At 63.2% G+C, this 24,979-nt stretch carries 20 protein-coding genes; 13 read left to right on the forward strand and 7 right to left on the reverse strand.

Annotated elements, in window-relative coordinates; translation table 11 throughout:
* Window positions 1–365 precede the first annotated feature (365 nt).
* Window positions 366–1,721, reverse strand: a complete 1,356-nt coding sequence (locus SH412_RS16115) for a mandelate racemase/muconate lactonizing enzyme family protein (protein ID WP_336519041.1) — start codon at window positions 1,719–1,721, stop codon at window positions 366–368.
* Window positions 1,722–1,794: 73 nt separating this feature from the next.
* The gene (locus tag SH412_RS16120) at window positions 1,795–3,057 is read right to left on the reverse strand and encodes an ATP-grasp domain-containing protein (RefSeq protein WP_336519042.1); all 1,263 of its coding nucleotides are present in this window, start codon (window positions 3,055–3,057) and stop codon (window positions 1,795–1,797) included.
* Window positions 3,058–3,139: 82 nt separating this feature from the next.
* Between SH412_RS16120 and fae the strand changes: the two genes are divergently transcribed.
* The 12 genes from fae to SH412_RS16180 all read left to right on the forward strand — a co-directional run bounded on the left by fae (window position 3,140) and on the right by SH412_RS16180 (window position 16,169).
* On the forward strand, window positions 3,140–3,640 hold the full coding sequence (gene fae, locus SH412_RS16125; RefSeq protein WP_336519043.1) for a formaldehyde-activating enzyme: 501 nt from the start codon (window positions 3,140–3,142) through the stop codon (window positions 3,638–3,640).
* Between the two features lie 186 nt (window positions 3,641–3,826).
* The gene (locus tag SH412_RS16130; RefSeq protein WP_336519044.1) at window positions 3,827–4,687 is read left to right on the forward strand and encodes an NADP-dependent methylenetetrahydromethanopterin/methylenetetrahydrofolate dehydrogenase; all 861 of its coding nucleotides are present in this window, start codon (window positions 3,827–3,829) and stop codon (window positions 4,685–4,687) included.
* Window positions 4,688–4,876: 189 nt separating this feature from the next.
* A complete protein-coding gene (locus SH412_RS16135) occupies window positions 4,877–6,061 on the forward strand; it encodes a PQQ-binding-like beta-propeller repeat protein (protein ID WP_336519045.1) in 1,185 nt (394 codons plus the stop codon).
* Window positions 6,058–6,909 carry a sugar phosphate isomerase/epimerase family protein gene (locus SH412_RS16140; RefSeq protein ID WP_336519046.1) on the forward strand — a complete coding sequence of 284 codons (852 nt, stop codon included), beginning with the start codon at window positions 6,058–6,060 and terminating at the stop codon, window positions 6,907–6,909. The genes SH412_RS16135 and SH412_RS16140 overlap by 4 nt, the downstream gene beginning before the upstream one ends.
* A gap of 179 nt (window positions 6,910–7,088) precedes the next feature.
* Entirely contained in the window at window positions 7,089–8,105 is a 1,017-nt protein-coding gene (locus SH412_RS16145; protein WP_336519047.1) for an AAA family ATPase, read from the forward strand.
* Between the two features lie 145 nt (window positions 8,106–8,250).
* The gene (locus SH412_RS16150; protein WP_336519048.1) at window positions 8,251–8,478 is read left to right on the forward strand and encodes a hypothetical protein; all 228 of its coding nucleotides are present in this window, start codon (window positions 8,251–8,253) and stop codon (window positions 8,476–8,478) included.
* Window positions 8,468–9,199 carry a putative toxin-antitoxin system toxin component, PIN family gene (locus tag SH412_RS16155; RefSeq protein ID WP_336519049.1) on the forward strand — a complete coding sequence of 244 codons (732 nt, stop codon included), beginning with the start codon at window positions 8,468–8,470 and terminating at the stop codon, window positions 9,197–9,199. Before SH412_RS16150 ends, SH412_RS16155 begins: the two co-directional genes overlap by 11 nt.
* 119 nt (window positions 9,200–9,318) lie before the next feature.
* Window positions 9,319–10,215 (forward strand): DUF58 domain-containing protein, encoded by an 897-nt coding sequence (locus tag SH412_RS16160; RefSeq protein ID WP_336519050.1) that lies wholly within the window; start codon window positions 9,319–9,321, stop codon window positions 10,213–10,215.
* Window positions 10,216–10,646: 431 nt separating this feature from the next.
* Window positions 10,647–11,570, forward strand: coding sequence for an ABC transporter ATP-binding protein (locus SH412_RS16165; protein WP_336519051.1), 924 nt, complete (start codon window positions 10,647–10,649; stop codon window positions 11,568–11,570).
* A 98-nt stretch (window positions 11,571–11,668) separates the two neighbouring features.
* A complete protein-coding gene (locus tag SH412_RS16170) occupies window positions 11,669–13,282 on the forward strand; it encodes a hypothetical protein (protein WP_336519052.1) in 1,614 nt (537 codons plus the stop codon).
* Window positions 13,279–14,622, forward strand: a complete 1,344-nt coding sequence (locus SH412_RS16175) for a hypothetical protein (RefSeq protein ID WP_336519053.1) — start codon at window positions 13,279–13,281, stop codon at window positions 14,620–14,622. The genes SH412_RS16170 and SH412_RS16175 overlap by 4 nt, the downstream gene beginning before the upstream one ends.
* Before the next feature lie 206 nt (window positions 14,623–14,828).
* Complete coding sequence (locus SH412_RS16180; protein WP_336519054.1) at window positions 14,829–16,169, forward strand: DUF1501 domain-containing protein; 1,341 nt, start codon at window positions 14,829–14,831, stop codon at window positions 16,167–16,169.
* Window positions 16,170–16,195: 26 nt separating this feature from the next.
* On the opposite strand, the gene SH412_RS16185 is transcribed toward SH412_RS16180, so the two are convergent.
* The 5 genes from SH412_RS16185 to SH412_RS16205 all read right to left on the reverse strand — a co-directional run bounded on the left by SH412_RS16185 (window position 16,196) and on the right by SH412_RS16205 (window position 23,926).
* On the reverse strand, window positions 16,196–19,492 hold the full coding sequence (locus SH412_RS16185) for a hypothetical protein (protein ID WP_336519055.1): 3,297 nt from the start codon (window positions 19,490–19,492) through the stop codon (window positions 16,196–16,198).
* A complete protein-coding gene (locus SH412_RS16190; RefSeq protein WP_336519056.1) occupies window positions 19,468–20,763 on the reverse strand; it encodes an ArnT family glycosyltransferase in 1,296 nt (431 codons plus the stop codon). The genes SH412_RS16185 and SH412_RS16190 overlap by 25 nt, the downstream gene beginning before the upstream one ends.
* Before the next feature lie 230 nt (window positions 20,764–20,993).
* A complete protein-coding gene (locus SH412_RS16195) occupies window positions 20,994–21,653 on the reverse strand; it encodes an EF-hand domain-containing protein (protein ID WP_336519057.1) in 660 nt (219 codons plus the stop codon).
* 194 nt (window positions 21,654–21,847) lie between these two features.
* Complete coding sequence (locus tag SH412_RS16200; RefSeq protein WP_336519058.1) at window positions 21,848–22,540, reverse strand: protocatechuate 3,4-dioxygenase; 693 nt, start codon at window positions 22,538–22,540, stop codon at window positions 21,848–21,850.
* Window positions 22,541–22,681: 141 nt separating this feature from the next.
* Window positions 22,682–23,926, reverse strand: a complete 1,245-nt coding sequence (locus tag SH412_RS16205; protein WP_336519059.1) for a hypothetical protein — start codon at window positions 23,924–23,926, stop codon at window positions 22,682–22,684.
* A 279-nt stretch (window positions 23,927–24,205) separates the two neighbouring features.
* Between SH412_RS16205 and SH412_RS16210 the strand changes: the two genes are divergently transcribed.
* The gene (locus SH412_RS16210) at window positions 24,206–24,484 is read left to right on the forward strand and encodes a hypothetical protein (RefSeq protein WP_336519060.1); all 279 of its coding nucleotides are present in this window, start codon (window positions 24,206–24,208) and stop codon (window positions 24,482–24,484) included.
* The last annotated feature ends 495 nt before the right edge of the window (window positions 24,485–24,979 follow it).

A 24,979-nucleotide genomic window follows, 5' to 3' on the forward strand; every position in this document is an offset into this window, starting at 1 on the left:
CCGACCGTCGCGCAACCCGTGGATCGTTGCATCGCGCAACGCCGGCAGCCCCGGACGGGGCGACGGAGGCCCTGCAACCGTCGTCCCTGAGAATCCTCACTTCCGCCGCCCCTTCAGGGCGGTTGCCCCAGACGCGTCGTGTTCCACGGGTTTCACTCCGCCCGCCTGTCGGCGGACTCCGTTTCACCCGTGGCGACAGCCCTTCGCCCCATCCGGGGCGAAAACACGTCGAACGCTTCCCAAGGCCTCAGGCCATCAGCGACCAAGTGACGGCGCCCGAATCGGCCGGGCGCGCCCGGCCCTACGCGGCGGCCGGCACAGCCGGCCCTACCACTGACAACGGACCAAGGACGACTGACAAGCAATCAGAATCCCAATCCCGGCCCATTCAACACCCCCGTCCCGACTGTCCCGTCCTTGATGTCGAACATCGGGGGGAAGAGCTTGGCCCAGGGCTTGTTGGCGGCGGGGCAGTATTGCCGGCCGTTTCCTTCGATGGCTGCAATGCCGGGGATGCGGGCCGCGAGCGACGCCGAGTGCAGGAAGCTCAGGCCCGAGCAGGTCAGGTCCTGCACGCAGAGGAACATGCCGAATTTCTGGGCCGCGGCCCCCATCAGCAGGGCTTCGGTGTGCCCCTTGCAGGCCTTCAAGGCCACGCCCGTGTAGCCCATTTCGCGGCAGAGGAGCAGCGAATCGTAGTCGACCAGCGACTCGTCGATGACGACCGGCTTGAGGGCCGCCGCCTCGTGCATCTTGTGCTCGGGGTGGTCCTTCAGATTGCGGTGCGTCGGCTGTTCGATGTACTGGATGCGATCGTAGGCGGCCGGGTTGCGGTCGCGGATCGTCTTCAGGAAATCGACGACGTACTGGGCTCCGGAGCACTTTTCGTTGAAGTCGAGCGAATAAAACCACTGGCTGCAGCCGCGGGCTTTCTGAGCCTCCGAGGCAATCGCGTCGACCGCCAGGACGCGGTTGACGTCCCAGTCGAAGTCGTCGCCGGCCAGCTTGATCTTCAGGTGGGTCAGGCCGTTGTAGGCGATCCACTCGGCGAGATGTTCGGGGAGTCCGTCGCCGACCGGCTTGCTCACGTCGCCGGGGCTCAGGGGATCGATCGCCCCGACCAGGTGATACAGGGGCATCCGGGCTTTGGGTTCGCGGAGGGTGTATTGATCGAGGTACTCGCCGGCGAACTGCTCGTCGAGATACTCGGAAAGATCGTAGTTCATGTATTTCGAGGTCAGCGTGTCGTAGCTGCTGATATTGTGCAGCCGGCCGTAGGCGTCGTGCAGGGCGGCGTCGAACGGGCTGGCGGCGACCAGTTCGGCGAGCGCGGTCATCGGCTCGGCGAGCTTCATCCGCTGCGAGATCGTCTTGCCGAGATGTTCGTATTCCGCGGAGAGGTGATAAGCGACGTCGATCGGGTGGCCCAGCTCTTTGCAGACGCTGGCCAGCGAAACGACTTCCTCGGCGAACTCTTTCATCGCGGCTTCGGAGTCCTCCGCGGAGACTGCGGCGGAAGGCCAGGCCCAGATGTTGCCGAGCGGCATGCTCCCCGCGCCGGTCGCCGTCCGCTTGCCGTCACGGCTTTCGACGACGACATCGACGTTGATGAGGATGCTGCGGTCCATGATGCGACCGCCGAATTTGAGGGGGGTGCGGAAGGGGACCGGTTCAAAGGTGCAAACCGCGTCCTTGATGCGAATATCGTTGGCCTTCGACATTGCCTGAACTCTCGCTCCTGTCAGTCCTTCCGGTTCCTGCCCCCACGCGGGCGGGCTGAGTGTAGCCCGATCCTCAGAATGGATCAAGAAAAGGTGCGGTCTGCGGAACCGTTCCCGTTTCCGCAAAGTTCGCGGCTGTCAGCCGATGCATCCAGCGGCGGGCACGCGCCAGCAGTCGACGCTGACACGACTCCCCATCCCTCCCCGTGGCCAGCAGGGAACAGACCGGCTGGCGGGCGGGAATCGCGGAGCCCGGAACGGGAATGTCGCGAATCGGGACCGCGCTCCACGGAGAACGTCGGCGCGCCCAGGCCGACCAGTCGGGTGCGACAACGTCATACGGCGTATAGAGAACCAGCTTACCGACGCAGCGCCGGGAAACCGGCGAATTGATTGCAGACAATTCGTCTCCGTCCGTAATCGGTGGAAGCAAAGACGTCCGATGGGCGAGTTCAAACAGCTCCGCCGACGCGGGATAGCGGGGATTCACTTCCAGGACGCGGAACGTGTCTCGATCAAGTGCCAGGTCCACGCCAAATAGCCCCCGCAGGCCGAATTTCCCGGCGAGGAGACCTCCCAAATCGGCAAGCCGGGCGGACAATTCGGAGGAAATCGGCCGCGGGGCAATTCCGCCGCACCAGGCGAACGGGTGGGGAGCGCTAGCTGCGTGGATTCCGATGAGCTGCTGACACACGCCGTGACAGCCGGCCGCCCCCGATGAAGAAATAGTGAATACGGCCGAGGCGATGTCCCCTGCGGCTCGCTGTTGAAAGAAGTGGGGCTCGTCGAGCGGAAACCCGGTGGACTCCGCGTTCCAGACGGTCACGCCGCGGCCCCCTGCCCCGGCGAGCGGCTTGCGAATCCAGGCGCCATCGGCGGGCGGGGCGTCACTTTCGCGATGCAATTCGAGAACCGGAAATCCCGCCGACTGCAGGGCGTCGCTCAAGCACCAGGGGTCGCGAACGCTGCGGACCGATGCGTTGGAGCACCCCAGCGGAATTCCCAGTCCCGGAAGCTGTTCGAGACGTTCCAATGTCGCGGGAGCGTTTTCCAGTCCTCCGGCGTAGAACCAGCCATCGACCTGCAGCGTCGCGACGTCTTCCGGCAACGAGTCCGGAAAGCGATGAATCGGGACGATCCGGGCGATCTGCTGCAGATCGGCGTCGGCAAAGAGATCGGCGCAGACCGGCGTCCCGCCGGCCCGGAGGACCGATTCGGCGGCGGCGCGCGTGCTGGCGCCGACGATGAGGATTCGCGGTGGATCCCCGTTTCCTGCAAGGCGTTGCTGGAAAACGGATCGGGGCTGTGTTATCAAAGCTTCCGCGCGCGGGCTCATTTTTGCAGCTTGCGAAGGAACTGTCTGCCGGCGGTGCCACCGACCGGAACGTGTCGCAGAACACCTTGAGGGAGATTTCAGCATGTCGTTTTACGTCGGTGAAGCCCTGGTGGGCGAAGGAAATGAAATTGCTCACATCGACCTGCTGATCGGCGACAAGACCGGTCCCGTCGGCGTCGCGTTCGCCAACGCCCTGTCGGACCAGAAGGCCGGCCACAGCAATCTGCTCGCCGTGCTGACCCCGAACCTGGCCGTCAAGCCGGCTACGGTGATGATCACCAAGGTCACCATCAAGGGGGCCAAGCAGGCCGTCCAGATGTTCGGCCCGGCTCAGTTCGCCGTCGCCAAGGCGGTCGCCGACTCGGTCGAAGCCGGCGTGATCCCCAAGGACCAGGCGGAGAAGCTGGTCATCGTCTGCGGCGTCTTCATTCACTGGGAAGCCAAGGACGACAAGAAGATCTTCGAATACAACTACGAAGCCACGAAGCTCTCGATCGCCCGCGCCATGAAGAACGAGCCGAGCGTCGACGAAATGCTCGCCAAGAAGGACACCGCCAAGCACCCGTTCTCCGGCCTCGACTAGTCCTGCCGGACGGGCGGGCGCGTAGCGGCACGGGTTAGACCGCGTGAGCCGATCGCCGCGGGACGCCGTGTCTCGCAGGAAAGTGAACTTGTCGGTTTGAATCAGCCGGCACGCCCGGCCCTGCAAGTCAGTTCGGAAGCCCACGGATGCAGATCCGTGGGCTTCGTGCTGTTGGGAGTGGTCCCGATGAAGCGGATTCTGATTCAGCTCGACACCGATCCGCAGCCCAGCGTGTTTGATCGCGTGGTGGCTGTCGACGCGGATGTCGACGAAATCTTCAGTTACTCGGGCGTTACGCCGGAGAACGTCGAAGGCCTCGTCCACGGGGCGATTTTCACCCGGAAACCGGCGGATCTGAAGTACACCGCGATCTTCGTCGGCGGCAGCAATGTTGCGGCGGGGGAAGCGGTCTTCAAAAAAGTCCGCAAGTCGTTCTACGGACCGATGAAGGTCTCGGTGATGATGGACTCGAACGGGTCCAACACCACTGCTTCGGCGGCCGTGCTGGCTGCGGCCAGGCACCTGGATCTCAAGCAGACGACGGCCGTCGTCCTCGGCGGCACCGGCCCGGTCGGCTGTCGTGCGGCGCAACTCCTGCTGTCCGAAGGAGCGACGGTCCGCCTCGCTTCGCGGACGCTCGACAAGGCGAAATCGACGGCGGAACTGCTGTCCGCCGCGGTAGACACAACGCTGCTGCAGCCGGTGAAAGTGGAATCGCCGTCGGAGGCGCAGGCCGCCAGCCTGGGAGCCCACCTGGTGATTGCCGCGGGGGCCGCCGGTGTCGAATTGCTGCCGACCGGGACCTGGCGGCTGCTGGCGGGCCTGGAAGTCCTGATCGACCTGAATGCCGTCCCGCCGGTCGGGATCGAAGGGGTCGAGATCATGGACAAGGGGACCGAACGCCACGACGTGATCTGCTATGGTGCGATCGGCGTCGGCGGGACGAAGATGAAGATTCACTCGGCGGCCATCCGGAAGCTGTTCGAGTCGAACGACCAGAAACTCGATACGGCGGCGATCTACGAGATCGGACGCTCGCTGGGCTGAAGCGGGAAAATGTCGGGACGAATTCAAAGATCGTAGGGTCCGCGGCGCGGACCAGATGAATCGCAAGTAGGACGAACCGGTCCGCGCAGCGGACCCTACGCGAACCGAACCGGCCCTACCTGAAGGATTGCTGCGATGCGGAATTGGCAGCTTTGTTCGGCATGCTTCGCACTCTGTTTCGCGTCGACCATGAACGCTGGAGCCGGAGACTGGCCGCAGATTCTGGGGCCGAACCGGAACGGGATTGCGGTCGGTGAGAAGCTGCCGGGCTCGATTTCGTCGAAGTCGCTCAAACCCGCCTGGTCGTTCAAGGCGGGAATGGGACTGGCCGGCGTCGCGGTCCAGGGACAGACCGTCGTGCTGTTTCATCGTCGGGGAGACGACGAAATCGTCTCTTCGCTGAATGCAGCGACCGGCAAGCCGCAGTGGGAACAGCGGTTTCCCGCGAGCTTTCAGCCGTCGATTATTCCCGATGACGGGCCGCGCTGCGTACCGGTCATCAGCGGGCAAACGGTCATTGTGCTGGGGGCCGCCGGTACGCTGGCAGCGATGAGCTTCGAGAGCGGAGAAAAGCTCTGGGAGCACGACCTGCAGAAGGAGTACCAGTCTCCGACGGGGTACTTCGGCTTCGGCACGACGCCGCTCGTTGATGGAGACCACGTCATCGTCAATGTCGGGGGAGAGCGCAGCGGGGCCGGGGTGGTCGCGTTTGACCTGAAGACCGGCAAAGAGCAGTGGAAGATGGGGCGGGAGCTGGGAAGTTACTCGGCGCCGGCAATGGCCACGATCGCCGGCAAGTCAACGGCGCTGGTGATCACGCGGCTGAACTTTCTGGGTCTCGATCCGGCGACGGGCGAGGAACGCTTTCGGACGCCGTTCGGAGCGCGGGGGCCGACGGTGAATGGAGCCACGCCGGTCGTCAATGGCGATCGCGTGCTGCTGACGGCCAGCTACGGCATCGGTGCGAAGCTGCTGCAGGTGACGCCGACTTCGACGAAGACGCTGTGGGAGAGCGAGATCCTGTCGAGTCAGTACACGACGCCGATCTGGCAGGATGGCGCCGTGTATGGCATCGACGGTCGGCAGGATGGCGGGCCGATTTCGCTCAAGTGCTTCGATCCGCTGACGCAGAAGGTGCACTGGGAAACGCCGGACCTGCCCTACGCCACCCTGATCGCCGCCGACGGAAAGCTGCTGATTTTCGTGACCGACGGCAGCCTGCGGGTGGCGAAGCTGCAGACCTCGAAATACGAGGAACTGGGGCGGGCGCGGGTTGGCACTTCGACGACGCGCGGCCTGCCGGCGCTCTCGAACGCGCGGATCTACGTTCGGGATGAAGAGGCGCTGCACGCCTGGAACTGGACGACGGAGTGATTTCTTCCGCGACGCCCATCATATCGCTCTGCACCAATTGCTACGGCCGGTTCGGCGCAGAGGTCGCCATCGAGCGTCTGGCCAGCGCCGGGCTGAAGTGGGTGGAATTGCCGCTGCGGACCGAAGGGTTCATCACCCGCGCGGGGGATCCGCCGCTGCTGTCGACCGGAGCGACCGGCGCCGAGATCGATCACGTCCGGCGATTGCTGGAGCGGTACGGCGTGCAGATCAGCAGTTGCAATATTTTGAGCGGGAATCCGCGCGATCCGAGGGTCGTCGAGATCACTCGGCAGAAACTCGAACTGGCCAGTCAGCTCGGAGTCAGACTCTGCGTCGGAGACGGCGGCAAGTCCGATGCTCCGGAAGATCTGGCGATCCTCCACGTCCACCTGCGACGGATCGGAGACGCTGCGGAAAAGCTGGGGATCACCTACTGCTGCGAAACTCACCCGGGACTGTGCCAGCATCCCGCGGGGATGCTGGAGACGATGCAGGCCGTCGACCACCCGCATGTCCGGCTGAATTTCGATACGGCCAACGTGCTGTACCATAACCGGGATCTGGATCTGTACGCCGCACTTCAGAAGGTGCTGCCCTTTGTCCGGAGTATCCATCTGAAGGATACGCCGGGCGGGTATCAGGAGTACGCCTTTCCGGAGCTGGGGGCGGGCGGCGCGGTGGACTTCGCGCGGGTGCGGGAGATCGCGATAGTCGGCGGTTTCGCGGGTCCCTGGTGCATCGAGATTCAGGGGACGGCGGGAGAGCCCGACCCGTCGCTGGAGGAGCTGCAGCGGCGGGTGACCGCCAGCGTGCAGACCCTGCGGAACTGCGGGTATTTTGGCGAATAGTCCGGACGGATGGTTCAGTTTTCGTCTGCCGGTCGCGCAGCATGGGTGACGGCCTGAGAGCGATCCGTTACGGTGTCTGCACAGTTCTTACGATTTCCAGTTGAGGACCACGCCCATCGCAGACTCTGGGCGTGTCACCCCTCGGGGTCGACGGCGCCGAGGAAATAGGAGACGCGATCTTGGCCGTAGAGAAGAAGGACTTCGACGACTTTCTGGAGAAGTTCCGGCGCCATCGGGAGCTGATGACCGAGGAGCTGCACAAGGTGATTATCGGCCAGGACGCCGTAATCGAGCAGATCCTGGCGGCGATCTTTACGGGGGGGCACTGCCTGCTGGTGGGCGTCCCCGGTCTCGCCAAGACGTTGATCGTCTCGACGATCGCGCAGATTCTGGACGTCCATTTCAAGCGGATCCAGTTCACGCCCGACCTGATGCCGTCGGATATCACCGGCACCAACGTGCTCGACGAGAATGAGGCGGGCCGGCGGGAGTTCCGCTTCGTCGAAGGGCCGGTCTTCACGAACATTCTGCTGGCGGACGAAATCAACCGTACGCCCCCCAAGACTCAGGCTGCGCTGCTGCAGTCGATGCAGGAGCACGAAGTCACGGTGGGGCAGACGACTTATGCGTTGCCGGAGCCGTTCTTCGTGATTGCGACGCAGAATCCGATCGAGCAGGAAGGGACGTATCCGTTGCCGGAAGCCCAGCTCGACCGGTTCATGTTCAACGTGAAGGTCGACTATCCGAACCTGGAGGAAGAGGAGCGGGTCCTCGCCGCGACGACGCTGGGAGAGCGTCCAGAAGTCCGGAAGGTCCTCTCGGCAAAGTCGATTCTGTATCTGCAGAAGCAGATCAACATGATCGAGGCGGGGCCGCTGATGATCAGTTACGTCGCGCGCCTGGTGCGGGCGACGCGGCCGGTGGACACGTCGGCGCCGCGGTTCATCAAGGACTGGGTCGACTGGGGCGCGGGCCCGCGCGCCGGGCAGTATCTCATTGCGGGGGGCAAGGCGCTGGCGGCGATGGACGGCCGGCCAAGCGTGTCGTTCGACGACATCCGGCGAGTGGCGGTGCCGGTGTTGCGGCACAGAATCTCGGCAAATTTCCAGGCGCAGGCGGAGGGGATGGACACGGACGCGATCGTGCAGCGGCTCGTCGCCGAGGTGCCGGAACCGACGATAAAAAAATATGTCTGACGAGACGCTCCTCATGGGCGGTGAGCCGTAATCGACTCCAATTTGGCGTTACCTTTGACAGGTCTGCGTGTATAGAATTGTCCGGAGCGAAACTGTCGGAGCGTGCACACTGGCAAATCTCACCAGTGACTGGGGAGCGGGAGGAATGACGAAGACAATCTCAATTCCGGTTTCGGACGAGACCGCGAACGCGTATGCCAATGCGAGCATCGAGGATCGTCAGAAAATCGAACTACTGGCAAGTCTTCGACTCGGAGAATTGGTGCGCGGCCCTACAAGATCTCTCCAGGAAATCATGGACGAAATCGGGAAGGAAGCCGAGGCCGCGGGGTTGACCGACGAAGTCCTTGAGTCGTTGCTCCATGAAAACTGAGCTACGGTTCGTGATTGACACGAACGTTCTCATTAGCGCGGCTCTTCGTCCGGCATCGACGCCCCGGTGCGCGTTTGATCTCGCTCTCGCCAAAGGCTTGGTCCTGATCTCAGAAGCGACTCTGAGCGAATTGAACGACGTCCTGAGCAGACCCAAGTTCGCACGCTATATCAGCGAAGCTAGTCGGCTTGAGTTCCTCGCGGCCTATATTCGAGATGCGCGGGTGATCACAGTTATTGAGTCGATCGATGCCTGCCGTGACGCCAAAGATAACAAATTTCTCGAAGTCGCCGTTTGCGGACAGGCGACCGCGATTGTGACGGGTGACAACGATCTTCTGGTATTGAATCCGTTCCGAGGGATTCACGTGCTAACCCCGGAACAATTCGTCGAGGGCTGCTGGATTGATTCGTCCGACAAGGAAGAATCGTTCAAGCTCAGCTTTCCGTTCTTTGTGATCGGGACGAAATCCGGGGAAGCGGTCACTTTTCCCATTGGCGACCGAGAGTGCCTAGCAGCTTATCGCTCGAAAGAAATGGCGGAACTGTTCATTGAACAGTCGGCCGATCCGACATTTCATCTCTTGACGATCTCAAATCAGGAAGAGGCGAAACAACTCGCAGAAGCGACGATTCGACAAGGAATCATATCAATCGTCTGGGATTCCACACTGAAGCCTGGATGGTTCAAATTCAGCAGGCTTCCGGACCTGCTGACCTGACGCCCAACGAGCTTGTCAGCTCATTCTCGCAGATTCGCGATTGACCTTCGGGTGATCGACTCATTAGCCACTCGCAACATCTCGCATGCCCTCTTCAATAGCCATTGGCCACTTCTTCCATGTCTTCCCCCGAAAACTACTTGAAGCCCGAAGTGATCCAGACGGTGGCCCGGCTGGATCTGCGGGCGCGGTTTATTGTCGAGGGGTTTCTGACCGGGCTGCATGCCAGTCCCTTTCACGGGTTCAGCGTCGAGTTCAGCGAGCACCGTCGGTATTCGCAGGGGGACGATCCCAAGGACATCGACTGGCTGGTCTACGCCAAGACCGACCGGTATTACGTCAAGAAGTACCAGGCCGAGACGAACATCTCAGGCTATCTGCTGATGGACCTCTCCGAGAGCATGGGTTACACCTACCGGCAACGGCTCTCGAAGTTCGACTATTCGACGTGCCTGGCGGCGGCGCTGGCGTACCTGATGATCCACCAGCAGGATCCAGTCGGACTGATGACGTTCGATACGGAGCTCCGGACCTGCCTCAAACCGCACAGCAAACGGAGCCAGCTCGGAAATATCCTGGCGCTGCTCTCGAAAGCGAAGCCGACCGGGCAGACCGACATTGCGGGGAACCTGCGACGGGTCGCGGCGATGACCCGGCAGCGGAGCCTGCTGATGGTCTTTTCCGATCTCCTCTGCGACGCCGATCCCGTGCTCAAGAGCCTGAACCTGCTGCGACACGCGGGGCACGACGTGATCCTGTTCCACGTGCTCGATGAGGCGGAGGTGAATTTTCCGTTCGACGGGCTCGTCGACCTGGAAGATCCGGAATCGCGGGAAACTCTGATGGTGGATGCCGCAGGGATCCGGACGGATTATCTGGAAGCACTCGGTGAGATGCGGGAAGCCTACCGGACGGAATGCCGGCGGATCGGCGTCGACTACGTGGCGCTCGACACCAGTCTGCCGTTCGACCGGGCGCTGGTGGAATACCTGAGCCAGCGACAGGCCCGTTTCTGAACCGGGGCCGGCGTGAAATCCCGATGAAGGCCATCAGCCCCGGAGGCGAAACGCACTGATCCGACGTGCGGTTTTCCCGGCTAACCACTGTACATTCAGCGAGTTCGACGACGGCAGAGTGCGAATAATCGCTGCGGTCCGCCCGATTGCCGGCCATGAGCCAGAAGTGATTGCGGCATGGGTGCTTGCACGCTCCCGACAGCCCCCGTACGATTTGCAGTTCTCTCGCATTGGTCGTCGAATCTGACGGACTTCCGGAGCGCCCCGACGGGGTTCTGACAACGATTTCCGGAATTCCGAGCAATCAACAGCCAACGCAACGTCTGGTTTTCACGTACCGTGAAACGGGGGATCTCTTCTTTCCCCGTTCTTATTGCGGTTTTGCCGCCCGTTTTTCCATTTCTGTACTCCAGAGGCTTCGGACACTTCGCATGAGCACTGCAGCGCCTCCGGCGGAAGCCGTCATCGAGATCCGCAATCTGAGCAAAATCTATCGCGACTTCTGGGGTCGCCGGAAAGTCAGGGCCCTCAACTCCCTCTCGCTCGACGTCAAGAAGGGCGAAGTTTTCGGGCTGCTGGGGCCGAACGGCTCGGGCAAGACGACGACCCTCAAGCTGCTGCTGGGCTTGCTGTTCCCGACGGAGGGGGAAATCAGCATTCTGGGCCAGCCGGCGTCGGACGTGACCAAGAACGAACGCATCGGCTATCTGCCGGAAGAGTCGTACCTCTACCGCTTTCTGAATGCGGAAGAGACGCTGGACTTCTACGGCCGGCTGTTCGACATGCCCGCGTCGGTCCGCAAGGAGCGGACGGAGATGCTGCTGGATCTCGTGAAGATTTCGCACGCCCGCAAGCGACCGCTGAAGGAATACTCCAAGGGGATGACGCGGCGAATCGGCCTGGCGCAGGCGCTGATCAACGATCCGGATCTGGTGCTGCTCGACGAGCCGACCAGCGGACTGGATCCGCTGGGCAACCGGGACATGAAAGACCTGATTCTCGATCTGAAGAAGCAGGGGAAGACGGTCCTGATGTGCAGCCACCTGCTGGGCGACGTGCAGGACGTCTGCGACCGGATCGCCATTCTGTACGGCGGCGAGCTGAAGGTGCTCGGCCGGGTGGACGAACTGCTGACCGAGCAGGACGTGACGCAGATTCTCAGCTCCCGCCTGAGCGACGCTGCGGTCAAGGAAATCAACGACGTCATCCGCAAGCACGGCGGCGACGTGCGGAAGGTCGATCACCCGACGGCCAACCTGGAGGAACTGTTCCTGCGGACGGTGCAGGAGAGCAAAGACCGTCCCGGACGGCGGCACATCGCGGAAGGCTCGGCCCCGGGGCCGACCGCCTCCTGAAGTTCTGCCACGGGAAGGCTCCGGTGGAGCATTCCCGCTCATTGTCCCGCTGCGGCGGGGTTCGTCCGGCACGCGAGTTTCGTGGGACTGCGTGAGTTATGCAATTCGATCCGATTCCGTTCGATGTCGTCGCCGGTCTGTTGACCTGGCTGAAAGTCATGGGCTTATCCGCCCTGCTGGTGCTGGGCGTGTCGCTGCTGACGCTGCTGGCCACCCATGGAGTCCGGGGGCCGGCGCTGCTGGCCCGGGAAATCTTCGCCGGCCTGAATGACCTGGCGTCCCTGTCGCCGAAACGCGTCTGGGCGCTGACCCAGTTGACGATTCGCGAGGCGATCCGCCGGCGGGCTCTGCTGGTGTTCGTGGTCTTCGGCGTGCTGTTCATGTTCGCCGGCTGGTTCCTGACAGGGGCGACTCAGGAGTCCGACTTCGAAGCGAAGATGTATACGTACTTCGCGCTGCGGACGATCAGTTGGCTGGTGCTGCCGGTCGTGCTGCTGCTGTCTTGCTGGGGAATTCCCGAGGACATCCGGATCCGCTCGCTGCATACGGTCGTGACCAAACCCGTTCGTCGGCTGGAAGTCGTGCTGGGGCGGATGTTCGGGGTCGGCATCATCGGCACGCTCGTGCTGGTGATCATGGGGGGGACGGGCTACATCTGGATTCTGCGGCAGGTCTCCCCGGCCGGTCAGGCGCAGCTCACGTGCCGCCAGCCGATCGCGGGCGAACTGACATTCCTCGACCGTGAAGGGAACCCCGGCAAAGGGGTGAATACCGGGGATCTGTGGGAATTCCGGAGCTATATCGAAGGGGCCACGAAGTCCCGCGCGATCTGGGCGTTTTCGAATCTGGGGCCGAGCGCTTTCCGCCCCGACGGCACGCTGGTGATCGAAAACCGCTTCCTCGGTTTTCGCGCTCACAAGGGCGATATGAATCGCTCGCTGCTGTATCGCCTGACGCTCGTCAACCCGGAGACGGGGGCGCGGGCGGAGATCCCGATCAATCAGATCAACGAGTTCCGCAACCGGACCGACGAGGTCCCGGCGGAGCTGCCCGGGACGGTCGACGGGGTCGAGAAGAAGCTGAGCGTGCAGAAGGATCTGGTCAGCTCGAAGGGGCAGTTGCTGGTGGAGGCGGCCTGCGTCGATCCCGGCCAGTACATCGGCATGGCGCGAGTCGACCTGTTTATCCGGACGCCCGACAACTCGTTTGCTTCGGGCTATTTCAAAGCCGTTTTCGGCATCGAGCTGATGATGCTGCTGATTGTCCTGCTGGGGGTGACCGCCAGCACGTTCCTCAAGGGACCGGTGGCGACGCTGCTGACGTTCGTGCTGTTCATCGTCGGCGACTGGTCGCGGGAATTCCTCGACAAGTTCGTGTCGAGCTTTCTGGCGAACAAGCTGGAAGGGGGCGGCGTGCTGGAATCGATCTACCGGATCGTGATGCACATGAACCCGACGACGGAGCTGCCGACCGGACCGGCGTTCGGTGCGATGAAGCTGATCGACTGGGCGGTCGCCCAGTTCGTGGTGCTGATCAGCAGCGTGATTCCGGATTTCAAGACGTTCGATATGACCGGCTACGTGATCGAGGGCTTCGACGTCCCGTTCATGGCGGCCGTGCTGCCGAGCATGGCGACGACACTTGCATTCTTCATCCCCTGCGTCGTTCTGGGGTATTACAGCCTGCGGCTGCGTGAACTGGAGGCGAAATGAACCAGTGGAATTCCCGCCAGCGGAAGCTGGCCTATCTGGGCGGCATTCTCGTCCTGCTGATCCCGATCGTGATGCTGGGCATGCCGGGCACGGGACAGGAAGGGTCGGGAGGGATCGTCGCTCAGCAGCGGCAGAAGTACGACCTGGGCGAAAGCGACCTGGGGGACGTGGATCCGTCGAGCGCGGCGATGAACCTGGTCCTGCTGGGTCTGCGGGGCGTGGCGGTGAACTCGCTGTGGATGGATCTGGAGTATTACAAGGACCGCAAGGACTGGGCGCAGATGCTGGCGACGACGCAGTCGATCATCCGCCTGCAGCCGCACTTTGAGAAAGTGTGGGACTACAACGGCCACAATCTGGCGTACAACACGTCCGCCGAATGGGACGCGGTGCCGGACCGCTGGTACTGGGTGAAGGAAGGTGCGAAATTCCTGCAGAAGGGTGTGGCCCGCAACCAGAACTCCACCGAGCTGCACTACCGGGTGGGAACGGTGCTGCAGAAGAAGATCGGGATCGCCGACGAACAGAAATACTACCGCCAGTATTTCCTCAAGGACCCCGATCCCAAGTTCGAGGGTGCGGATCCGGAGATCAATCCGAACGGCGAAGACAGCTATCTGGTGGCACGGGAATGGTTCCTGAAGGCGAACGAGAAGGAGCGACTGAAACCTCAGCATATTCTCGACAAGTCGCTGTTCCGCTCGCACCCGGCGCGATGCCTGTTCGATTATGCCCAGGCGTTGCAGAAGGAAGGCCAGTTCGGCGAGAAGACCCGCCAGACGTGGGATCGGGCCCTGCAGGAATGGACCCGGGTCTATGGCCAGGAAGAATTCGTTGTGCCGGTTGGCATGGACGCCAGTCAGACGGTGTCGTTGCGGCTGGAGATCACCGAAGATGAGATGAAGCAGATCGCGCCGAAGGAAGAGGATTTCGAGCTTCTCAAGCGGATGGTCACCGCCTACCAGAATATGACCAACTACCGCTACTGGCGAACCCGCGGACTCTGCGAGGCGGAACCGGAAACGGCTCAGGCCCACAAGGACTTCTACGAGGCGGGTGAGGAATATAAGAAGCAGAACCTGCGGCAGGCGCAGGCGCTCGTGGAGTCGTGCCTCAAGGGATTCAACGACATCTTGAACCGGCCCGAGTATGTGGAATTGCGGGAAGAGGATCTGCTGGTCGAAGAGTGCCTGATGGCGGTCATGCTGTACGAGTCGATCCATCGGCTGAACGGCGAACCGATGCCCGACGATTATCCGCTGAAGTGGCTGGCCGATTCGAAGGCGGGACTGCGACCGGAAGTGGAGAAGCGGTTCGAACGGCGATTCCTGACCCAGTAGAGACTCAGAGTTTCCGGAGTCGGACGAGCCCCGCGAGAGACAGAACGTCTCCCGCGGGGCTCGTGTTTTGCCGAGTTCACGTTCAACTCTGCATGGACAGGCGGTCGATCACCGATTAGGATCACATCAACAAAGAGTGATATCTCTACTGCCAAGCCCGCCCTGCCTCCCCTGCCCCGCACCTCCCGCCTGTCGGAGACTTGCCGATGCTTGCGATCCCCGGAACCGCTGGACGACTGTGCGACGGACTGACCCGCCGCGACATGCTGCGGATCGGGGCGCTGGGGTTCGGCGGATTGTCTCTGCCGCAACTGCTGCAGGCCGAGCAGCTTGCGGGCGTCAAGAACAGTCACAAAGCGGTCATCATGATCTACATGGCGGGGGCACCCTCCCACCAGGACATGTACGACCTGAAGATGGACGCGCCCGCGGAAATCCGGGGAGAGTTCCGTCCGATTGAGACCAGCGTCCCCGGCCTGCAGATCTGCGAGCATCTGCCGGGCCTCGCCAAGGTCATGGACACGTGCGTCCCGCTGCGGTCGGTCTACGGGTCGCCGAGCGGCGATCACGATTCGTTCATCTGCTACACCGGTCGGACGGTGCAGAACCAGCCGGCGGGGGGCTGGCCTTCGCTGGGGGCGGTCGTTTCGCGGCTGCAGGGGCCGGTGAATGCCTCGGTGCCGCCGTTCTTCGGCCTGGCGCCGAATACGGGGCATCCGCCGTACGGTTCGCCGGGGCATCCGGGGTTTCTGGGAGTTCCGCACGCGGCGTTCCGGCCTTCCGGTCCGGCACGCGATGATATGGTGCTGCAGGGGATGACGCTGGATCGGCTCGGCGACCGTCGCAGCCTGCTGGCGGGATTCGATCGCTTTCGGCGCGACGCGGATTCGACGGGCACGATGGAGGGTCTGGACGCGCTCAATCGTCAGGCGATGGAGATTCTCACCTCCAGCCGGTTGGTGGAAGCCTTGGATCTGACGCGCGAGGATCCTGCCGTCCGGGAACGGTACGGCAAGGGAGATCCGAAGAACTTCGGCGACGGGGCGCCGCGCAACCTGGAGCATTTCCTGCTGGCCCGTCGCCTCGTCGAAGCCGGGGCGCGGGTGGTGACGCTGAACTTCGGCCGCTGGGACTTTCACAGCGACAACTTTGGCGGGCTGAAGAACACGCACCTGCCGCAGTTCGATCAGGGACTGTCGACGCTGATCGCCGATCTGTGCGAGCGCGGGCTCGACAAGGATGTGACGGTCGTGGCGTGGGGCGAGTTCGGCCGGACGCCGCGGATCAATGCGGACGGAGGTCGCGACCACTGGCCGCAGGTGGGGGGCGCGCTGCTGGCAGGAGGCGGTATGCGGACCGGCCAGGTGATCGGTGCGACCGACCGGCTCGGGGGATCGATCGCCGAGCGCCCTGTGCATTTCGGCGAAGTCTTCGCGACGCTTTACAAGAACCTGGGACTCGATCCGCAGGCGTTTGCGCTGCGGGATCTGGCAGGGCGTCCGCAGCCGCTGGTGGATCACTGGAAGCCGCTGCCCGAGTTGGTCTGACGGTCCTCGCACCAAGTCCGACGATTTTACGAGCGCGGTTTCGGTGAATCGGTGGCTTCGCTGGTGCGCGGCCGGAACGTTGCCGGCGGTCCGGGATTGCCGGGCTGGAAGCGGCCGAAGAAGTCTTTGACGGCTTCGTTGAGCAGCGGCGCGGGAATCGTTTCTGCGATTGGCGAACCGATCGAGCCGCGGACGTCGACGCCGACCCAGCCCGTGCTGACGGCTTCGACGATTTCCCGCACAACCGGAATCCCCAGCCGATTGCGGGGCATGCGGGAGTAGAACTTGAGGGCCATCACGCCATCGAATCCGACGGTCCCCTGGCCGTACATGCTGATGGGGCCTTCGAGCGAAATCGGTGCGAAGTTGAAGCGGGAATTGGCGATGTTGAAGTAGATATCGGCGTGGCGGAACGCCGTCTTGTCGATCGGCTGGAACGTGGGGATCCGCATGATCTGCACGAAGATCGGCAGCTCGTAGAGCGAGGCGTGTGTGATCTGCAATCGACCGGCGCCGCGGACGCCATCGGCCTCGACGCCTTCCCCGTCAATGCGCATCCAGCCGTTCATTTCCCCCGCCAGATTGTTGCGGCCGGCGAGGTAGCGCCGGGCGTACTCTTCGAGCCGGCCGCGCTGCAGCGTCGACTCGACGGAATAGACGGGCTTGCCGCGGAGGTCGGCGATGGCGTTGAGGGTCAGCGATCCGCCAACCGCCTTTCCCGTCAGCCGCTCGCCCGCGGGAACGGGTGTCGCGGCGGTTTCCGCCCTGCGCTCGGCTTCCTCGCGCGCCCCCGCCGTGAAGACTCCATTGTTGTATTCCCAGGGACCGCGGATTTCGGTGACCTGATGCTTCATGACTGAGACGGAGTCGAGTTCGAGCCGGCCGCTGACTTCGGTCGAGAGAGGCGTCGTCCGGCCGGAGATGACAGTCTGACCGTGAATGCCTTCCACTCGAAGACCGGCATTGAGGCCGCAGCCGGTGAAGACGACTTTCGCGTCTTTCCACGACGCCGAGACCGATTCGCCGGTCCGGTCCGGTCCGACGAGCGTGACAGGTCCGTGGAATGAGTAGGTGCCGGTCGGATTGAGACCGTCAACGGCGGCTTTGAGAGACAGGGGGAGTGCGCGGCGGAACGCCGGGCTGAAGGTGATGTCGTCCGCGTCCAGCGATTCGAAATTCAGCTCCCAGGGTCCGCTGCCAGGGATATTGCCGCGTCCGTTGAGGGAGAGGCGGGTTTCGTCGTTCTCGGCAGTGAAGGACTGAATCTCCAGGATGGGGGCGTCGTACTTGAACTTGGCCTGAATGTTGCGGAGCGGAAAGGGAAACTGACGCAGCAGCATTTCGCCCTGACTGACCTTGAGCAGCGGGACGCGGATTTCCGGCGGATGGCCCGGAGTCCAGTCGACGTTGAAATCGATATCGAACAGGCCGCGGGGAGACAGTTCGGCCCAGACGTCTTTGAGCACCTGCGGCAGCGCGAACTCGACGTCGCGGTCGAAGGCGGCGTTCTCGCCGTGAACCTTCAGTCGCAGCCGTCCGGGGGCCGGTTCCCGCAGGTAGAGGGCTTCGCCGGTCAGCGCGGCCCCGTCGTGCACTCCGGAGAGTCTGGCGAACTCGATCCGGTCTCCCCCCATCCAGGTCATCTCCCCCTTGACCTGATTGATGCGGTAAGGGGCGTGCTGATAGCGGAGCGTGCAATCGTGCAGAAAGGCCACCACCTGCGGTTCGAACTTCTGCCCCAGGCCCGGTGCGCGAACCAGACGGACGTTCGCGTTGGCAAGCCCCTGAAGCTGCAGGACTTCGATCGCCCGGCGGACTTCGGGGGGGCAGGCGTCGAGCAACGCCCGATCGATAGGGAGATCGGCGGCGGTGATCTTCACGACCACGTCGGCTTCGGGGCCCGGGCGTTTGACCAGCCCGACAGCCTTCACAGGAACGCCGGCGGCCTTGCCTTCGGCTGTCAGGTTGAGGATGTCGTCCTTGAGGTCCAGCTTCCCGACGATCTCCCGGACGGTGTAGGGAAACTTTTCGGCGGTAACCGCCCCCTCCTGCATCTCCGCATTGGCCGCGAATTTCCACTCCTCGTCGCCCATCCGGGTCGCTTCGGCATGTCCGCGGAGCAGCCCGGTCAGGCCGATGGTATCGATCAGCTTATGGAGGCTGTCGGGAAGCCGGCGCTTCATGGCGGCATCGAGCGGCAACCCCGACGCATCTGCGGAGACGCGAGTCTTTTCGCCCGGCTGAATCTCCGCGGAGAGATCCAATTGAGTCGTGCCGTTCTGGGCTCTCAGGTTTTTGACGATCAGCCGGCCGGGGTCGACATAGACCTGGCCGCCGAGATCGAACAGCGGAAACGGCAGCAAGGGATTGTTGATCTGGCCGCTATGCAACGTGGTGAGCGCGGCAAAAGTCGGCGGAAGGGCGGGATCTTTGCGACTGACGTCGGCTTCGACATCGCAGACGAGCTGGACGCCGAACGGGCCGATTGCACCGGAATCCTGTTGGGACAACGGGGTGCGCAATTGCCACGGGACCTGGCTGGACGGCCCCGACTGATCGCTCGCGGCCTGGCGGGCGAGCTCCTGCCGCATCAGGGCCGTGGCTTCCTGCAGCTTTCCGGAGATGTGGGGCGAGAACTCGGCGAGCCAGGGAATCAGTGAGTCGTCGACCGGCAGCTTCTTGAGCTGCAGGCGAAAATCGAAGGTCGGGCCGTCCATCCGCCACGTCCCGGTCACCGAGACCGGACCGGCCGGTTCAATGCGCGCGTCGCAGCGTTCGAGTTTGATGGACCGCAGATCGAGCGGAGTCAGCCGGACTTCCAGATCGCGGGCGACCATCGTCACCGGCGTCCCGGTCTGGGGAGAGACGAGCCGCAACGTGACGACGCCGTGCTCGATCTGCACGTCGGGAAGGGGTTTCTCGCCTTCGCTGACAATCGTAAAACTCTGCCAGTCGAAGCTGCCGTCGGCTCTGCGTTCGACGGTGAGTTCGGGACCGATGAGCCGGACCCCCTTCACGACCACCGCTTGATGCTCGGAAAGGAGCTCGCGATCGAGGGTGACGACGACCTCAGGAATCCGCAGGGCGGGCTCGGCTGCGCCGGGAAGCTGGACGGTCAGGTTCGAGATCCTGACCTGGCCTTCCCAGTCGAAGTGGGCGCTGCCGATCGCGAGCCGGCCGTCGGGGCAAGTGGTCGTCAGATGTTTGAGGAGCTCGACTCGCAACATTTCGTCGCCGCGCAGGAAGAGCCAGTAACCGGCTCCGCCCCCGACGACGGCCAGCAGCGTGAAGAGTTTGACTAGCCCGCGGAAGGTGCAGCGCATGGCGTTCCTTCCGTCGCAGAGAAGCGAGACTGAGGGGCGCGGCAGACAAACAGCAGACCGGCCGCCGCGGCAAGACAGAGCGGCAGCTCGGCCGGCAGGCGATAGCGAATGGATCCGACGAAGAGCATGTGAATCGCGCAGAAGAGCAGCACGGGGCCCCAGGTGATGGCCAGGGCCGTACCGTCGGCGCGCAGACGCCAGGCGCCGACAACGCTCAGCATCAGGACCGGCAGGGACCAGCCGGCGACGGCGAGCCAGACGGCCCACTGCTTGAACTGAGGGGCATTCGGAGCGACGTTCCAGTACCGCAGAGCCTTGCTTCCCGCGAGTTCGAGGACGCGCACCGGATGAGCTTTCGCCCAGTCCCAGGCGCGGCGGCGGTACTCCTGGTCCATGTCGTACTCGGACATGGTCGCCAGTAACTGATCCTTCTCGAAAAACGTCATCTCGCTGTCGCCGGTGGCTGCGGGATTCCAGCCGTCGTAGAGGCTGGGCCCCATCCAGAGGGTCGTGGGGATGACGTGTCCGGTGATCCGCCAGTTCCGGATCGTCCACGGCGTCAGGCAGAGTGCGAGCGAGGCGACCAGCACGCCGCCGAGGAGCAGTCGTTGCAGGGTCCCGGAACGCGAGCCCGCGACGAGGAGCAAGCCGGCGGCGATTGGACCGGCGACGAGCCAGGTAGGCCGCATGTACGTTGCGACGGCGATCAGCGAGCCGGCCAGCGCCGCGGCCAGCCAGTGCCGGGCATCGATCGTGGAGCGTGCGTGCCGCAGAAGCCAGGCGATCGGAATCAGGCTGGCGACGAGAACCGTCCCGAAGACGGATTCACTGAGGATCATCACGCTGAAAACGATCTGCGTCGGCGAGACCGCCAGGAGCCCGGCCCCGATGAGACCGATGCGGGCGTTGCCTAGCACGACACCCAGCCAGCAGGTCAATCCACAGCCGAGGGTTCCGAGAACCGCCAGACCGCAGCGGACGCCGAGCAGATTGTCTTCGCCGCACAGGGCGCGAAGTCCGGCGAGGACGGCGGGAAAGCCGGGCATGCGCATGACCCGGCGGGGGGGATCGTAGAGCGAATACTCCTGCCCCTTGAGGAGCTTTTCGCTGAGGCTCCAGTAGCCTTCGGCGTCGCCGGCGATCAGGCAGAGGCGGCCGGGTTCGCTGGCGACTTTCTGCTGAACGGCGACGGCAGCGACCAGACGCGCTCCGAGCGCGACCGCCAGCAGCAGTCCCAACAGCCATCCCTGGCGTCGCAGCGTGAAACCCACGCGCAGTCTCCCCCTCCCAAGAGCAACGGGGGAGAATACGCCTGAATGGCCGTTGGGGTCAAGGTGAGACTGGAGGCTGCAGGCAGGATCCCGAAGGCCATAAACCCTTTTCAGACAATCGGTTACGAAGCGAAATACCAAACGCCAGAACGCAATCGCCGGCGATTCTGACGGCCTGTGAAACAGGTGGGAGAATCGCCGGCGATCAGGAGGATTGAAATTGGAGTGGACTATTCGCCCGGTGGTCGGCCGCCCCGTGGCCCCGGCCCCCGTTGTCCCGGCCCACGCGGCCCGCCAAAGCCTGGCCCGCCGGGACCGCGCGGCGTCATTTCGCTGAGCATGCGTCGCTGGTCGGCGGAGAGAATTTTCTCCAGGCGGGCATCGACTTCTTTCTGGAGCTCCTGCAGCTCCTCGCGCTGCTTATCGCTCAATTCCAGGGCGTCATGAAGGAACGGGGGCAGGATCTGGCCGGGACGAGGCGGACCGGCCAAGCCGGGACCGCCGAAGCCCTGCGGTTCACCTCCCGGAGGACCAAATCCGCCTGGTCCGCCGGGGCCGCCGCGACCGAATGTCTGAGCTTCCTTTTCGAACAGAGCGGTGGCTTCTTCGCGGGTGACGTTGCCGTCCTGGTCGGCGTCGGCCCGTGCGAAGAGGTTCTGCAGCCGCGAGTCGGCGACTTCGTCTTTCGTCAGCTTGCCATCCTTGTCGGCGTCGAGCTGAAAGAGTTTTTCGAGCGAGGCCTGGGCGACGTTGCCACCGCTACGCTGGCCGGGACCACGATCACCGGGGGGACCGCCGCGACCGCCGGGCGGCGGCCCCGGTTGGGCGAAGACCGGGGAGACGGCAAGGACCGTGAGACAGGAGGCGAGCCAGAGTTTTCGCAGGGGCATGTTGGTCTCGATTCGTAGGCGAGGGCAGGATGTTGAATGAGAAATCCGAAACTCGAAATCCGAAACAATTTCAAAATCCGAAACGAAATCCACCGAAGATCAAACGGCGCAACTTGTTTCGCCTGTTTTCGAATTTGGTGCTTGTTTCGAATTTCGAGTTTCGGATTTCGTGCTTTTCTCCAAGGGAGAAGAGGCTATTGACGACGGGGAGCGCGGTCCCGGTCGTCGGGAGTCCGGCCGAGAACAATGTCGAAGTTGCAGGCGAGTTCGCCGAGTTTCGAATCGGGGAGCGGTTTGAAATCGGCCAGGACGAGCTCGCGATCGAGAAGATCGCCCGAGTTCAGATAGACGCCGTCGCGGGCGTTTCCTTCGTGGCCGCGGATGAAGATCTGCGACGTGAGCAGATCGCGGTCCCCCTGCTTGACCTTGTAGTGAATGTGCGGGGAGGGACGACCGGGATACGGGACCGGCTTGATAGTCCGGAAGCGGTATTCCCCATTCGCATTCGTCGTGAAGCGGCCGAACCCCTGGAAGTGCTTGTCCTGCTGATCCGCCTTGGGCTTGCTGTCAGCCGTGTGCAGGTAAACGGCGTTGGCGTCGCACTGCCAGATCTCGACCGTGGCGTTCTTCACCGGCGAGCCGCTGGCGTTCAGGATCCGGCCGGTGAGATGGGTGATCTCGCCGACGGCGGGAGTCGTCGAGTCGCCGATCTTGATCAGATCGTTATCCTGATCGAGAGGGAGCTTGTCGGGATAGAACGGGCCTTCGGTGAGGGCTGGCGACGGCAGCAGGAGCTGTTCGGCAAAGAGGCCGCGGGTGGTGAAGAGGCTGGCGGTGAGGGCGCCGAGGAAGAGGCGGCGGTTGGGGGGAAAGTGCGGTAAAGACATGGGCAGTCCTTGATGCAAGTTGAGAAGAGCAAGGGCGTTTCTGGTTGAACCCCGGAAGCGGGGGGATTGGGTCGCTGGGGGCAGGAAATGTGGGCCTAATTGTTGAAGACGCGTGGGGTGACGGGATGGAGCGAGGAAAAATCAGATTGGCTCAGGCCAGGCTGCTACAGAGTCTCCTGAATTCCAGTAATCCCACCTCCGTTTCCACTCCTCATAGCTCCGCTCAAACGAAAATGCAAAGTCATCATCCATGTTACAGCCGTCGAGATGCCAGAAGACTGGTCCCCAGGTCTCTTCGTCGGCTAGCATTTGGCAGCACGGGCACTCGGGATCGACAACCGCCTCATCGCCGCACGCCTTTTCGGGCAGTCGACGACGCTCCTTGTCAATCATCGACGCCGGGGTTCGACCGTGGAATTCTTCCAGCGGGCGGTGCAACCAGTCTTGCGATGATCGATGCAACTCGTCGATTTCCGTCGAAACGCCGCTGCGGGCAACGGCGACTCCCTGACATGCTCGATCGACGGCTTCCCAGAGGAGCTCCCGAACGAGGTCGTAGTACAAGACAATTTCGTGAGTCCCGAATCCGCCGAAGCGATAGGCGTGCGAGTCGCGTAAGACCGCCGGCGGCGGCTGTCGGAGGAACGACCAGTGGTGTTGCTGGTTCTGAATATCGATCTCAATGTGCTCGTGCCGGTCATCAATCAGCACATCCCGCGGTGATCGCCCGCCGAGGTCATTCCGCGCGGTCATCAACCAGTCAATGTGTCGCTGCCGGACGAACGCCTCCCGTTGATCGGCGTTCAGCGCGGCCAATTCCCGCCTGCGCTGCTGCAACTCTGTGGCGATGAACTCCGGAAGTCTGCCATACAGCACCGCTCGATCATCACGGGCCGCCCTTCCGCCGCGAGCTTCCCGTCGCTGCCACGATAGAGCGTCGAACTGTTGCAGATCGTTCGAGAGCACCCAGTCAGGATGCAGACAGAACGGGAGGGACACGTCGGTCTCCTGCTGGCCGTCGTACCACAGTTCGCCGCCTTGCGTCAGGAACTCGAAATCGGGCGATTGAAAGACAATCAGCCGAGCCGGCAAGTCAAGATAGACAATCCCTCCATCCGCGGCTTGAGCGTCAAACCCCGGAGACAGGTTCGAAAGCAGCGGACGGTCGGCAGTTCGCCGCTCAAACCGCCCGAGTGCATGCTCCAGTTCTTCAACGGTTTCGGGATCGGCGCCAAGTGATGCAACGATCCGGCCGACGGCATTGTCGGGAAGTCGGGCGTGGAACGAGCGGGTGGAATCGTGCAGATTGAGCGTCAGATCGGACACGATGGCAGCCTCCTTCAACACTCCTCTGAACTCACTACACACAGAGAATAACAATCGCACAAATGGTTACAATACTTTTGTCCCGACCCTTGCGAGATTTTGTCGTTGCCTGCAAGTTCCGGCTTCCGTTGTCCCGCCGCGCGGCACGGAGTCGTTTCCGAGTGCCAAAAGAGAGGCAGAGACTCGGCGCCGGACGTTCCCAGGCGAAGCCTGGGAACGAGTTTCGCGGTGGCTAAGCGCTGGACCGCCGGGTATCTTTTTCGCAGTCGGATGGCATTCCCAATGGCTGGGAAGCCTGAGAATCGGCCAGGACAATCTCAAGCGGCAGGGAGGGTGCTCATGGCAACGAAGACGGGAAAGAAGCCGCAACTGACGTTTCATCAGCGACTCGGGAGGCTCACGACGCATCAGGCTGGCCAGTTGCTGGGGGAACACCGGGCAAAGCTGATTTCGACCGGCGGGCGCAAGTTCGACGTCGATCCCGAAGCCGACGTCTACCTGGGGGGCGACCTGCTCCGCGTGCGGGTGCCGGATACCGGAGTTCCCGGCGGGAAGGCGCTCGTCGTCGTCACGCTGATGAGCGGGCGGCAGAAGCAACTCTATCTGCAGTGCGATTAGTGCGCTCTCACCTGCGAGCACATGGGGGCGGCGCTCAATCTGCTGCTGCGGGAGAAGACGTTTCTGGGCCTGGCCGAGCCGCACCGATGAGACGGTGCCGTTCGAGCTGCTGACGCGGGACGAACTGACGCGTCGGGCGCTGGATGAGCGGCGGGGGGCCAACTGCTGGGGGCGGCGCTGGCGATGGTGGGCGAATTGCTCGCCGACAAACGGCAACCCGAGCCGGACGGGCAGGCGGTGAGCCAGATCCACTCCAGCCTGGCGGACTGCGTCGAGCGGGACGGGGACGGCCCGGCCTCAGTTGCGGCTGACGCTGCCCGATGAGGCTTCCTTGACGCAACTGGCGAGCAGTCTGGCGCGGCTGCTGGTGCCGGGGCTGACGAGGTGAACGGGCACGGCCGTCAGGCGGGACAAAACTGGTGAGTCTGGGGCTGCTGCAGAGATCCGGGCAAGCTGAGTGTGGACTTTCATCAGTGGGAACACGGAGGCTGCACT

The organism is Planctellipticum variicoloris, from assembly GCF_030622045.1.
Classification (GTDB): domain Bacteria; phylum Planctomycetota; class Planctomycetia; order Planctomycetales; family Planctomycetaceae; genus Planctellipticum; species Planctellipticum variicoloris.